This is a genomic window from Hahella sp. KA22 (genome assembly GCF_004135205.1).
Classification (GTDB): domain Bacteria; phylum Pseudomonadota; class Gammaproteobacteria; order Pseudomonadales; family Oleiphilaceae; genus Hahella.
Window position 1 is genome coordinate 3358739 of record NZ_CP035490.1, and the last position, 13402, is coordinate 3372140.

The window sequence follows — 13402 nt, forward strand, 5'->3', positions numbered from 1 at the left end:
CTTATAATTTTTCCTGTGGGTGAAAATAGCTGCAATCATCAATGATTATTGTCGCTAGCCAGTATCCTTCAGATCTCTCAAGTCTAAAGTTTTCACCAGGAGATAACTGGCTCTCTGATCCCTCGCATGCACCAAAGAAATAAAACTTCCTATCGACGATAGCATCAAACGAGGAGATGGTCATTTGTAATACTTCTGAGTCTTCGCTTGGATGTAGGCGAAAGCTTTCCATTGAAAACATAGCGTTAGCGTCTGGTGCGGCATAGAACTTTTCTATATTAATAGTGTTATTTGTATTGTTTTTAATGATAATATTGGTTGGAACTACTCCTCTGACTGAGTAAGAGGAGTCAAGGCAGCAACCAGATAAGGCTAGTATGGCAGTTGCGGTTACTAAAGCTTTTCTCATTTGAACTTTATCCTTGAAATCCAGATTAGTGAGCGGACATCTTTTTCAGTTGCAATTTGCCTATCATAAAAATCAGAAGGTGTTGCGCCATTGTAGTATTTCATCAAATCTATTTCTGAACTCTCAGGATAAGAACTCCCTCCCATAAAAGTAGGCTTAGGAGACTGTGTCAGTAGAAAAGATGAGCCTTTGTGACTGTATGAATTATTTGCTCCACTATAGGCGCTTAATAGCTCATGGCCAATCTCATGTGCAGCTGTGGACATAAACTCTTGATCTGCATGTGAGGCGAAATAGAAGCGCCATATTCCACTGATTTTAACCCAACCTACATTATAAACGATATCTTCAGGAGCTATATTTCCAATTAGTGAAATTAATCCTCTAATTTTTCCTGGGTTACTTGATCTGAGAATTGGTCCATTAGTGTTGTAGGATATGGAAATATCATCCATAGCCTTGTCTAAATTTGGAATGGGATTCAGTATTACTTTGTAGGATGTACATTGGTGCCCTGTATTGATGCTTACACTTCTGGACCAATATTTCTTTACACCAAGGAAGACTAAATGTTTTAGGTCTGTGAAGCTTTTGTGTCTTATGTGTCTTTCAGTGAAAGCATCGCTCCAATGCATATTTTCCTTTCCTTGGAATGCTTCTTCTGGCGGGAGCTTTCCTACGCCTCTAGCCCCGCCATCTTTTAAGTTTAATCTCAACTCGACGTATACTCGCCTATCACTCCTGTCAATTTTCAGGTCCAGCCAGTCTTCTTGGGCGGCTTCCCCTTTAAGAAATAAAGTACTGAACTTTTTTTTATGATCTTTTTGGGCAGTAACAGTTACTTTAAGCTTGCTGCTTTTTAGTATCTTCGTATCAAGGGTGCCTACTCTGTCGTAGCCATCCCACTCCCACCTATGGGTGCCTATTTCGCGCATGCTTGCAGGTAACTCTATTTGAAATACGAGAAAATCACCATCAGAAATATTGATGTAAAGTTTATCAACAGGCTGATTCTTTACTTGTATTTCAAAGGTAATAAAGTCTTTGTTTTTTGTGGTATTCGACTTGAGTTCCTGGAAATCAGGGATGCATAGAGGGGTTAATATGGTATCGGGAGATGTCTTGAGTAGTTTTACTTCAACATCAAAATCCATTCTGCTCATCTTCTTCCAAACCTTGATTGCACACTAACGAAAAATTCATGTTACAAAACTTAACAAACTGGAAGAATAGGGCGTAGAGACTAGCCTCTATTGGGTAAATAGGAGCGAAGAGAATTTAGGTTTGAACACGGAAGTTGAGTAAGGGACCGTTTATGGAGTCCCCAATCTGAAAGCTATTCGAGCTGTTGTCGCGCAGTTATATCCGCTCAACCTCCACACCGATACCCATATGGTCGGTGATGGCCACGGCTTCCCAGCTTTGGTGGCTGGTGGGAGCGAACTGAGAAAGGTAGATCAGGCGATTGACCCTAACTGATTGGGTATTGTAAACCGCCACGTCGTATTTTTTGGTTCCCGTGCTGTTTGTGCCTTGAAACTCTCTATTGTGAGCGTCGAAGGGCTGTATCGATGAGCCTGTGTGCGCATCAGCGAAGGTTTGTCCCAGGGCTTCGCTGACTACGGTGTGGGTAAAGTCGTTACTTCCCTGGTTGGTGTCGCCCATGATGATGTCGATAACCCCTGCGTTGCTTTGCAGTAATTGGTTTGCGAATGGCGCCGTAAAATACCTTGGCTGCGTCTGCTGATTTGGCGACTGAGTTGGGAACGTGTACGAAGACCGCCAGGACGCCGTAGCTCTTTATGGCGATCCAACCCTGGCCGTCGCCCACGAAGCGATGCTGGCTGTTATTGGTGGCGTGCACACTGAAGCAGTTACATGCTTTGGCGGGCGTCGACGTTTTGAATATCGGGCCGGCGCTATTTTTCAGTGTGGCCCATTCTGCATGTTCGCTGTTCAATTCACCAAAAACCATCAGGTCGCAACTCTGTCCGAAAGCTTGTCCCAAATGTTGATGATTCAGGCGCGCCTTGCCCTCCACCAGGCTCCGAAAGGAAGCGTTATCGTGTTGTCCTTTATTCATTATGCCCAGCAGACGCCGTAGAAATCACCTGAGAAGGGCCATGAAGCAGTTCATGCGGTTCGACGTTGGGATTCGTCGGCGGCACCAGCAGCCAGGGGCCCTGATGATTGGTAGCGGAATGATCGTGGGTCATCCGTGTAAAGTGTTGCGAGTTTGATGCGCTGACGCCATGGTCGCTACTGGCGTTGGAGTTTAACGACTGATATGCAAAGACTGGCATGTCCTGTTACCACTTACTGTGTGCATTTGAGATTGTTTGAAACAGTATGACGGGCAGGGAGAGGCAATTTTTGGCGCGTACTCCGTTACACTTTATCCGATTCTTATCAGTCGCCATTTATGCTTTTCAAGCGATTGATATGCAATGAAAAAGTAACGAAAAACCGCCGAGCGTCACATAATAATTCGTTAGGCTTACGCCTGAGTGTTCGGTCAGGCGTAAGCGACTTTTATTTCACCCGCGCCATCAGCTCTTTATCCAACCTAGCGATGTAATCATAGCCGTATGCGCCTCTTTCCAAGTTGTCGTAAAGCGACTGTGAAAGGTTTTTGTCTACTTCTTTCGAGCACGCGGCTGCAGCCAGGGCGATAGTGGCGACGGTGTCCGTATCCCCCGTGTAAGCGATGCATTTAAGCAGAATGGACTTGAGGTCGTTTTCCGCTATGACCGCCGTGATGGCGGCGCGAGTGGAATCCACGCCCAAGGCGCCGACTTTACCTTTCCAGGGGACATTCCAGTCGCCGGAGACTTTGGAGGCGATGTATTCGCCAAGGTCCTGTTTCGGGCCGAGGTCGTAAATGAAATAGTGCGTCATCAAAGCGGCGGCGAGGGCGGCGTTGACGCCGAGCGGGGTGTTATGGGTGAGCTTCGCCTGTAGCGCGCAGTATTCGATGACTTGCTTCTCATCCGCCAGGACGCCGATGGGGCTGGCGCGCATCGCGGCTCCACTTTTCTCGCTGTCGGGCTTGATGCGCTCCAGGAACTCCTCCGCCGTCTCTACGCTACAGAGAAAATCATAGAAGCCTTTGGCGTAACCCTCTCTCTGGTCACGCTTGAAAGCGTTAAGAAAGTAGCCAGCGAGAATAGTCTCGTTCCAGTGCTGTTCGGCGATCAGGGCCTCCGCCACGGCGATCGCCATTTGAGCGTCGTCGGTGTACTGGCCCGGCAGAATAGTGGTGTGTCGCTGGTGTTGGATGTACTGCTCGCCGAAGTTGTTCTCGCGCACAATCTTGTTGGAAGCGTATTCGAAACCAGCGCCGTAAGCGTCGCCAATAGCGAGTTCTATTAACATGGCAATGATATTGGCATGTTAATAACCAGGCGCATGGACGCGCCTGCGCGGCGAGAAGCCGCGGGAGACAGGGCCTGACCTGTGCAGGCCCTGTCGTTGCAGACAAATAGAAGGAAGCTATTTGTCTGCCGGATTAATAATAACATGTTGAATCCTTCTGCTTATTCGAAAAGGCTTGATCAGTCGCTGAAACGATGAATCTGATCGGCTTTGGCGGCGCATCCGCTATTTCTGCGGTATCCACGCCAGCGTTAACCGGCCGTTAACCCGTTTCCCGATAGGATGTCGCCATTGTCGTATCAATCATATCGGGGTCGACGAAATTGTCCGTAGTACTTCAATTCAAACGATGCATTATTCCTGCGTTGCTGCTGTCGTTGACCGCCTGCAGTTTGACGCCGGTTAAGCAGGCAGGCAACCTGGAAAACTTAGAAACGCCCGCCGCCTGGGATCAGGCGCTGGGTGAGGGCGTCTCGCTGGATAGTCTGACAGACCTGATTGCCGACGCGCAGTTGCAAGGTCTGTTGCAGGAGGCCATGCAGGCCAATCCTGACTTGCGGCAGACGGCGCTGCGTTTGCGTGAAAGCGGGTTCAGCCTGACAGCGCAGAACGCTTCCCGCATACCTGAAGTGTCCGCCAGCGGCAAAGGCGAGCGCTCAGGAAGCGACGAGGTCGACGCCCGCAGCACGTACTCGGCTGGCTTGAACCTGTCCTGGGAGCTGGATATTTGGGGGCGTCTCAGCGATCAAAGCGACGCCGCACAGTCTGACTATGCCGCTGCGGAAGAAGACTTGAACGCCGCCAAAGCCTCTCTGGCGGCGCAGGTAATGCAGACCTGGATTGCTTTGTCCGCTGACCAGAGCCGGTTGGACATTCAAAAAGCGCGCTTAGACAGTCTGCAACTCACCGAAGCCACTATCCTTGAGCGTTTTCAGAACGGACTTGGCGACCTCGCCGATCTGGATGCGGCCCGTTTATCCACCGCCAACGCCAAAGCTCAGCTGGAGCAATTGAGCCAAACCTTTCATGACCGTCAGCGTACGCTGAATGTGTTGTTGGGAAGACTGCCGCAAACGCCGAATCAAACTACAGAAATCTTGCCGGAGGTGACGTTGCCGCAGGCGGACACGCCTATGCAGGTGATCGGCGCGCGACCGGATTTGAAGGCCGCCTATCGTCGAATTCTGGCGGAAGACGCTCGCGCCAGTGCAGCCTACAAGAACCTGCTGCCAGGTTTTTCTTTGTCCGCCTCTTTATCCGACAGTGGAGAGCGCGTGAGCGACCTGTTCCAGCAAAGTCCGGCCTGGAGTCTGCTTGGCTCAATGACGGCGCCTTTGTTTAACGGCGGAAAAATCAAAGCTAATGCGGACGCGCAGGCCAGTGTGGCGGAGCGGGCCTGGTGGAATTACCGGGAAACCCTGCTGAACGCGCTCAATGAAGTGGAAAGCGCATTGGAAAGCGAGCGTCGCTTGAGCGCGCAGCAAACTCACTATCAAAGCGCCAGGGAACACGCCGAGTCCAGCCTCAATCACTACCAGGAACTTTACTCTCAAGGCCTGGCCGACATCACTGATTTATTGCAAGCGCAGCGCAGTCTGTTCGACGCCCAGAACCAATTACTGGAAACGCGCCGCGACCGTATGAGCAACCGTATTACATTGGGCCTGGCCCTTGGACTGACACTATGAACGCCATTGTAAAACCTACCTCTGACGCCTCTGCGACCCCGTCGCAAAATATCGGAGCCAAAGCCCGCCGCGGCAAGAAAATCTGGGTGTCTCTACTGGCCCTGACGACGATTCCTCTGGCGCTGTGGGCGACCGCCTACGCTATCAACAACAAGCCTGCGCCGATGCAAAGTGAGAAGCACCAAAGTTTACCTGCAGTGACGGTGATTGAAAGCACCCCTGGCGCCTACCCCTACCAGCTCACGCTGAATGGAGAAGCGACGCCAGAGTATGAGCTGAAGCTAAAAGCGGATGTGGCCGGCAAAGTGACTGAAGTGGGAAAAGCATTCACCGCAGGAGCGCAAGTCACCAAAGGGGAATTACTGTTCGTTATCGACGCCACCGATTATCGCGCAGCGCTCGCCAGCGCCAAACAGACGCTCGCCGAAGCCGATTACGCGCTGCAACAGGAGCAACGCGAGGCCGAGCAGGCGGAAAGAGACTGGAAGCGTTCCGGCATTAAAACGCCGGCATCGGACTTAACCTTGCATAAACCGCAACTGGCCAGCGCCAAAGCCAAGTTCGAAGCCGCGCAGGCGGCGGTGGAGCAGGCGAGCAACAATCTGGCGCGCACCAGGGTGATAGCGCCATTCGATGGCGTGGTGGTCAGCCGTAGCCTGGCCCTGGGAGATTACGTCAACGTAGGCTCTGAGGCTGGGACGCTGTATTCCGTGGAAGCGGTTCAGGTGCGTCTGTCTCTGACCCAGCAACAATGGGGAATGCTGCAACAGGGCTTGCCGGAAACCGTCATCCTGCGCTCCATTGACGACGACGGTGCGACCTGGAGCGCTCAGGTAGTCGGTCTGGATAACTACATCGACGCCTCCACTCGTTTGCGTGGGTTGTTGGTGGAAGTGCAGCAGCCCTTGCAACAGGAAACCATGTTGCTGCCAGGCTCCTTTGTTGAGGCTGACATTCGTGGCGTGGATATGGCTGATGTGCTGAAGGTGCCGGCCTCGGCGGTCACTGCCGGCGGCTATCTGTGGTACGTGGATCAGGACGACAAGCTGGCGCGGGAAACTCCGGAAATCCTGTTCGCTGGCGATGAATCCATTTATGTGAAAGCGGAAAGCGCCGCGACCCTGGCGGTGGTGCGTAATCCGCTGGCGGGTTATACGCCGGGCGCGCAAGTCCACCCGGTGCGGGAGACTGCGCAATGAGCTCCAAACAGTTCAACGCCGGCGGCGGCTGGGTCGCCTGGTTTGTGAGTAATCCCGTCGCCGCCAACTTATTGATGGCGGTGATTCTGCTGGCTGGCGCAGTGACCGCATTTGAACTGCGCAAGGAAGGCTTTCCCTCCTTGCCGCCGGATGAAGTCACCGTCAGCGTCAGCTACTCCAGCGGCTCCGCCAAAGCGGCGGAAGAGGGCGTCGCCATCAAGATCGAAGAAGCCCTGCAAAGCGTGCAGGGCATCAAGCAGATTACCAGTCAGTCCTCCACCTCGTCGGTGACAGTGACCATTGAGAAAGAGAGCGATTACGATCTTGATAAGCTTAATCAGGACGTCAAGATCCGCGTGGACGCCATCAAGAACCTGCCGGAAGCGGCGGAAAAGCCCGTCATCAGTCAGGCTGAGCATGTGGATCACGCCATCTGGGCGCAGATCTATGGCGACGCTGACCAGGATGTGCTGCAGGATCTGGCGGACCAGTTAAGGGACGAACTGCTCGCGGATTCTGAAATCAAACGGGTGACCACCTATGGCGACCGCACGCCGGAAATTACGGTGGAGATCAGTGAAAGCCGTCTGCAATCATACGGTTTGACGTTGGCGGAGGTTTCCAATGCGATCAACGGCTCATCGCTGATTCGCAGCGGCGGCGAACTGCGCAGTGCGGATGGTTATCTTGTCATCAAGGCGGACGATCAGAAATACCGTCGTCGCGACTTCGAAAGCATCGTGGTGAAAGAACAGACCAACGGCGCGCGTATTACTTTGGGAGACATCGCCGAGGTCAATGACGCCTATGACGACACGCCAGTGCTGTCTCGCTTCAACGGAGAACCTTCTATCGCGCTGAAAGTGGAGATGGTCGGCGACTCCGATATCATGAAGGTCTCGGAACGAGCTGCGCAGATTACTGAAGCGTTTCGTGAAAACCTGCCGCAGGGCGTTTCCAGCGCGACCTGGTATGACAAAAGCAGCGCCATCGTGGATCGCTTGAATCTGATGTACAAAAACAGCTTCCAGGGAATTCTGCTGGTGCTGGTTCTACTGGCGTTGTTTTTGAACTTCCGTGTGGCCCTGTGGGTCGCCGCTGGCATTCCGATCTCAATTGCCGGCGCCGTATTTTTGATGGGGGATGGTTTGTCCGCCATGACTATCAATTCGCTCACGACCTTTGGTTTCATTATGGCGCTGGGTATCGTGGTGGATGATGCGGTGGTGATCGGTGAAAGCATTCATACCGAGCAAAGCCAGCGCGGCGCTAATGTGGCCAGCACCATCCGTGGCGTACAGCGCGTGTTGGTTCCCGCCACCTTTGGCGTGTTGACTACGATCGTGGCGTTCGCCGGCCTGCAATTGGTGGAAGGCAAGATGGGACAGTTATTCGCCCAGTTCGGCATCGTGGTGATTTTCTGTCTTGTGTTTTCCCTGATCGAGTCCAAGCTGATTTTGCCGGCTCACTTGGCCCATGTGCGGGAAAAGAAACAGCAGGGACGCAAGCACTTCGCCGCGCGCTGGCTGGAAGCGGTGCAGGAGAAAGTGCGTCTGGGGTTGGAGCATTTCACCCATCGCTACTATCGCCGCGCTTTGCATGTGCTTTTGGAATACCGTTACGCCACGCTGGCGGCGATGCTGGCGTTGTTCATCGTCGTCGCGGGGCTGATACCCTCGGGCGCGGTGCGCTTTGTGTTCTTCCCTAATGTGCCGGGGGATGTCATCAACGTGCAACTGACCATGCAGGACGATGTCGGATATGGCCTGACCCAGCGCGAGGCGCTGCGTATTGAGCAGGCGGCGCAGGATCTGAACGCTGAGTTGATCGAGTCAAAGCAAATGGCGACGCCGATCATCGCCAACCTGCAGGTGAGGGTGGCGTCGGAGACCGACGTGTCTATCACCGCCGAATTGGCGGAGCAGAGCCAGCGCGCTCTGACTATCGACGAAGTGGCCGCCCTGTGGCAGAAAAAAGTCGGCGCAGTGGAAGGCGCGCGGGCAGTGAAGTTCATCACTGCGTTTGATGGACCGGAAGACCTGCGTGTTGAGCTGGCCTCCAACGATAACGAAACTCTGACGCTGGCCAATGACAGACTGATCGCTGCGCTGCAAGAGTACGCCGGGGTGGAGAATATGGAGAGCACCCTCAAAGTCGGGCAGCCGCAGATTACGCTGTCACTGACTGATTCCGGGCGCGCGTTGGGATTGACTACGGCGCAGTTGTCCGCCCAAGTGCAGCAGAACTTCCAGGGATATGAAGCGCAGAGCTTTCAGCGTGGTAAAGACGAAGTGAAAGTGAAGATTCGTTATCCCTCCAGTGATCGCAGTCATGTGGACGATCTGGTCAACGCCCGCGTGCGCACTGATGACGGACGCGTGCTGCCGCTGCTGAGCGTGGCGAAACTGGAGTCGTCCTATGTCGCCAACGAGATTACCCGGGTGGATCGTAAACAGGTGGCGGTGGTGACGGCGGACGTAGACAAAAACATCACGTCGCCTCAAGAGATTCTCACTGTGCTGCAGAACGGCGAGTTGCACAAACTGCAACTGGATTACCCGGGACTGACTGTCAATTTCGGCGGCGAAGCCACGGAGCAGGCGGAAACCAGCGCCTCTTTCATCAAGGCGTTCGCCCTGGCGTTGTTCGGCATATATGCGCTGCTGGCGATTCCCCTGCGCTCTTATGGCCAGCCCTTGATTATCATGACCGCCATTCCGTTTGGCGTGGTGGGGGCGATTCTGGGTCACTGGATGGTGGGTATCTCCATGAGTCTGCTATCTCTGTTTGGCGTGTTGGCGTTATCCGGCGTGGTGGTGAACGACAGTTTGCTGATCGTGGCGGAATTCAATGAAGCGCGTCAGAGCGGCATGGCGGTCAAAGAGGCGGTGAAGCACGCCTGCGCCAGCCGTTTGCGCGCGATCTTGCTGACTTCCAGCACCACTTTCGTGGGACTGGCCCCATTGATATATGAAACGTCCGTGCAGGCGCAATTCCTCATCCCGGCGGCGGTGGCGCTGGGATACGGTATACTTTTCGCAACGGTCATCACTTTGGTGTTGATTCCGGTATTGCTGGCTATCAGTGAGGATATGCGCAGCCTGATTGGCGGACGACGCCATCAGGCGGACGACAACAGCCTGGCCAGTGCGGTGTTGGGCGCGCCTGATGAAGCGGTTTGATGATGGGAAAAAGACTATGAGCGGCCATTTGCGAGTGCTGCTGGTGGAGGACGATATCGATCTGGCCACCACCGTGCTGGATTATCTGGCGCTGGAGAACATGAGTTGCGATCACGCCGCCAATGGCGTGGCGGGCTTTAATCTTGCGCGGGCCAACGCTTACGATGTGATGCTGCTGGATATCAATATGCCGCGCATGAACGGGTTGGCCATGTGTCGCAAACTGAGAGAAGAGGGCGTGGATACCCCGGTGCTGATGCTCACCGCGCGGGACACCCTGGATGACAAGGTGGAAGGCTTTCGCGCCGGCGCCGATGATTATCTGGTGAAGCCGTTCGCCTTTGCGGAGTTGATTGTGCGTTTGCAGGCGTTGTCCCGCCGCCGCAGCGGCCAGGCGCGTTTGTTGACGGTGGGGCCGTTGCAGATGGATCTGGATCAGCGGCAGGTGCGGCGCGAGGGTAAAGCGTTGACGCTGACGCCGACAGGCTGGCAGTTGCTGGAAAAGCTGATGCGACACAGCCCGGGCGTGGTGAGCAAGAGCGATCTGGAACAGTTGTTATGGCCGGATTCGCCGCCGGACAGCAATGCATTCAAAGTGCATTTGTATAAATTACGCATGGCGGTGGACAAACCCTTCGCCAGCGCGCTGATTCATACCGTGCCGGGGCAGGGCGTCCGTTGCGGTGAGGCGGAGCGCGACGGAGAGGCAGCGCTTTGAAATTCGCTAAAGAGTTTGGCGTCAGACGGGTTTTTCGTTATTACCTGTTGGGAATCGCAACGCTGATTGTGATCATCTACACCCTGTTGCTGAAAGAATACTTTGGACGTGGCCTGGAGCAGGCGATGACGGTGGAGATGTACTTTCTGGCGCAGGATTACGATCAGCGTCTCGCCAATAATCCTGAGGCGGAACTGCCGTCAGGTCTGTATGTGCAGTCTTATCGGGACTGGTCCGAGGTGCCTGAGCCCTATCAATCGCGGCTAGATCAGTCCGAATTGGTTTCCGCCAATCTGGAGGTCCTGTTTCGCAATGAAACCTCAGAGCCGAAAGCTCCGCGGGATATCTACTTCCTGTTTCCTTTTCATCTGTCGAACGACGAATGGCTCTACATCACCCGGCATCCTACGCCGGGCGCGTTGCAGCATGACGTGCGCCATCAGATCTGGCGCATTCGCGTGAGTCAGGTCATTCTGGCGCTTGCGGTGATCCTGAGCGTTATCATCCTCACACATCTGTTTTTGCTGTATGTGGGGCGACGTGTGGACCGGTTGGCGCATTGGGCGCATAACCTGAATCTGGATACCCTGACGGAAAAGCCGCCGCAGATGGGTTTCGCGGAATTTTCGGATATCGCTGAGAAATTGCACAGCGCTTTCGCCCGGCTACGCACCGCTCTGCAGCGGGAAAAGGACTTTTTACGGCACGCCAGCCATGAGCTACGCACGCCTATTGCGGTGGTGCGCAACAACGTCGAGCTGCTGCAACGCCGCAATCCGCCGGAAGAACTGACCCCGTCGCTGGCGCGTATCGAGCGCGCCGCCTATGGCATGCAAAGCATGACAGAAACGCTTCTGTGGCTGGGACGGGAGCAACGGGAAGGCGCGCCTCGCCGCGATGAGGATCTGGCGGCGGCGATTCGGGAGCAGATTGATTTTCATCGCTATCTGCTGCACAGCAAACAGGTGTCTGTCACTCTGGAAGTTCCGCAAACATGTGTGACGCCGATAGCTATTACGCCCTGGACCATCATCTCCGCCAATCTGGTTCGCAATGCGTTTCAGCACACCGCAGCAGGTTCCGTCACTGTGACGCTGAATGAGAACAGCCTGGTTGTTCTCAACGTTGACGAAGAGGTGGATGGGCACTCTGACGCAACAGAGCGGGAGGAAAGTAATCGCATTGGCCTCAAGCTTTGTCAGGAAATTGCGGAAGCCATGGCCTGGTCGCTGCAAATCGAGCGCCGACCGGATGGGATGCGAGTGGAACTCAGGTTTGAAGGGGTGCGGATTAAATAGAGTTTATTTTTCTCCGTATGTTGGAGCGCCGCCTTGCAATATGGATGTTACACAGTATAAATTGCCCAGACAGCGTGGCAGTTACTAAAGTACACCTAAATATTCAAACCTTTACAGTAGGTTATGATCAAATGGCCTAACCTAATCGGCTGTACTACTGGCCTCCTTCTTTACTTTCGGAGTAAAAATGGATTCGGTTGCGAAGCGCATATCGAGTTTGCGGACAGATCCCGATGGAGTCCCAAACGAGCCCTGTGACGGGGTCCAACCTGAACGTAATCAGTACCTCCCTTTTTTTCAGCCTATCGTCGATATTAACCGGGGAATGGTGGCGGGTTATGAAGCTTTGGCGCGCATTCGACGCGATGACGGTACGGTGACGTCCGCCGGGCCCTTATTCTCCGATCCCGGCGTTGACCGACGGCGGCTTTTGAATATTGACCGCATGGTGCGCAAGCAGGCGCTAGAAACCGCTCAAACCCTCCCTCCCGATTGTTTCCTCACTCTCAACATTTCCCCCGAATGGATGCGCAAAAATTGCGACGAAGAGCAGGTTCCCACGATCCGCATGATTCATGAAGCTGGCATTGATCCGCAGCGTGTGGTGGTGGAATTTACCGAGAACGGCGGCGACGAGGCCGCGCTGGTGGAGCAGGTGGCTGAATACCGGCGCGCGGGCATGCGAATCGCCATTGATGATTTCGGCGCCGGCTATTCGCAATTGAACCGCATCATTTCTCTGGAGCCGGATCTTATTAAGCTGGATATGCGTCTGTTCAAGCGCGCGGCGCGGGGCGGCATTTCCGGCGAAGTTGTGCAGTCTGTCGGTTACCTGGCGGAGCGAGCGGGCAGTCAGATCATCTGCGAAGGGGTGGAGACGGAGGACGAATTCCGTTTCGCCATGGAATGCGGCGCCCGTTACATTCAGGGTTACATCTTTAACCCGGCGCTGGAGCGTTTCCTGGCGCCGGATGCGCCGCAGTCGAAAGTCGGTATGTTGTTGGAGAGCTTTATCCATCGCAAAGTGGAAGAGGAGCGCCGACACATTTACTACATCCATCAGATGGAAAAATGCGTGCTCGATATCAAGGACTGCGTGCTGCGCCATGAGAACTTTGTAGGCGCGCTGCCGCACCCGCCGGAAGGCTTCCTGCGGTTTTATATCTGCGATCACACCGGAGTGCAAATCACGCCCAACTTTGACTGGGATAGCGATGGCGCACATTGGCTGCAGCATATGGGCAATCAAGGGGTGAACTGGGCGGCCAGACCTTATTTCTATCAGATGTTGGCGATTGAGCGTCTGTTGCAACGGCGAGTCATCAATTCGCGACCGTACCGGGACACCAACACCGGCTTTTTGTGCCAGACCATCAGTACGGTGCTGGACAGCGAGCGGACCTTGTTGGCGGATATTCGTTACCTGTGCCAATAGAAAGGCGTTCGCGCGCCTTTACGTTAATTCATACCTTGCCAAGACTACATAAATAAATTCGTCGGAAGAGCTTGAGAGGCTTACAATGCGCTGGTTTG

12 protein-coding genes are annotated in these 13402 nt (G+C 54.1%); 6 read left to right on the forward strand and 6 right to left on the reverse strand.

The window, feature by feature from the left end:
- Nucleotide 1: 1 nt before the first annotated feature.
- The 6 genes from EUZ85_RS15025 to EUZ85_RS15040 all read right to left on the reverse strand — a co-directional run bounded on the left by EUZ85_RS15025 (nt 2) and on the right by EUZ85_RS15040 (nt 3784).
- A complete protein-coding gene (locus tag EUZ85_RS15025; protein ID WP_127970061.1) occupies nt 2-409 on the reverse strand; it encodes a hypothetical protein in 408 nt (135 codons plus the stop codon).
- Nucleotides 406-1572 (reverse strand): hypothetical protein, encoded by a 1167-nt coding sequence (locus EUZ85_RS15030; protein WP_127970062.1) that lies wholly within the window; start codon nt 1570-1572, stop codon nt 406-408. Before EUZ85_RS15030 ends, EUZ85_RS15025 begins: the two co-directional genes overlap by 4 nt.
- Before the next feature lie 196 nt (nt 1573-1768).
- On the reverse strand, nt 1769-2074 hold the full coding sequence (locus tag EUZ85_RS31365) for a hypothetical protein (RefSeq protein ID WP_206618068.1): 306 nt from the start codon (nt 2072-2074) through the stop codon (nt 1769-1771).
- Entirely contained in the window at nt 2049-2492 is a 444-nt protein-coding gene (locus EUZ85_RS31370; protein ID WP_206618070.1) for a hypothetical protein, read from the reverse strand. The genes EUZ85_RS31365 and EUZ85_RS31370 overlap by 26 nt, the downstream gene beginning before the upstream one ends.
- Nucleotides 2485-2712 carry a hypothetical protein gene (locus EUZ85_RS31375; RefSeq protein ID WP_206618072.1) on the reverse strand — a complete coding sequence of 76 codons (228 nt, stop codon included), beginning with the start codon at nt 2710-2712 and terminating at the stop codon, nt 2485-2487. Before EUZ85_RS31375 ends, EUZ85_RS31370 begins: the two co-directional genes overlap by 8 nt.
- A gap of 229 nt (nt 2713-2941) precedes the next feature.
- Nucleotides 2942-3784: an ADP-ribosylglycohydrolase family protein gene (locus EUZ85_RS15040; RefSeq protein WP_127970063.1), complete on the reverse strand. Its 843-nt coding sequence runs from the start codon at nt 3782-3784 to the stop codon at nt 2942-2944.
- 323 nt (nt 3785-4107) lie between these two features.
- Here EUZ85_RS15040 and EUZ85_RS15045 point away from each other — a divergent pair, with 323 nt between their 5' ends.
- The 6 genes from EUZ85_RS15045 (at nt 4108) to EUZ85_RS15070 (ending at nt 13304) form a co-directional block, all read left to right on the forward strand.
- Nucleotides 4108-5472: a TolC family protein gene (locus tag EUZ85_RS15045; RefSeq protein ID WP_164887255.1), complete on the forward strand. Its 1365-nt coding sequence runs from the start codon at nt 4108-4110 to the stop codon at nt 5470-5472.
- Nucleotides 5469-6671 carry an efflux RND transporter periplasmic adaptor subunit gene (locus tag EUZ85_RS15050; RefSeq protein ID WP_127970065.1) on the forward strand — a complete coding sequence of 401 codons (1203 nt, stop codon included), beginning with the start codon at nt 5469-5471 and terminating at the stop codon, nt 6669-6671. The genes EUZ85_RS15045 and EUZ85_RS15050 overlap by 4 nt, the downstream gene beginning before the upstream one ends.
- Nucleotides 6668-9853, forward strand: a complete 3186-nt coding sequence (locus EUZ85_RS15055; protein WP_127970066.1) for an efflux RND transporter permease subunit — start codon at nt 6668-6670, stop codon at nt 9851-9853. The genes EUZ85_RS15050 and EUZ85_RS15055 overlap by 4 nt, the downstream gene beginning before the upstream one ends.
- Before the next feature lie 16 nt (nt 9854-9869).
- Nucleotides 9870-10571 carry a response regulator transcription factor gene (locus tag EUZ85_RS15060; protein WP_127970067.1) on the forward strand — a complete coding sequence of 234 codons (702 nt, stop codon included), beginning with the start codon at nt 9870-9872 and terminating at the stop codon, nt 10569-10571.
- Entirely contained in the window at nt 10568-11869 is a 1302-nt protein-coding gene (locus tag EUZ85_RS15065; protein ID WP_127970068.1) for a HAMP domain-containing sensor histidine kinase, read from the forward strand. The genes EUZ85_RS15060 and EUZ85_RS15065 overlap by 4 nt, the downstream gene beginning before the upstream one ends.
- A 187-nt stretch (nt 11870-12056) precedes the next feature.
- Nucleotides 12057-13304 (forward strand): EAL domain-containing protein, encoded by a 1248-nt coding sequence (locus EUZ85_RS15070; RefSeq protein ID WP_127970069.1) that lies wholly within the window; start codon nt 12057-12059, stop codon nt 13302-13304.
- Nucleotides 13305-13402 lie beyond the last annotated feature (98 nt).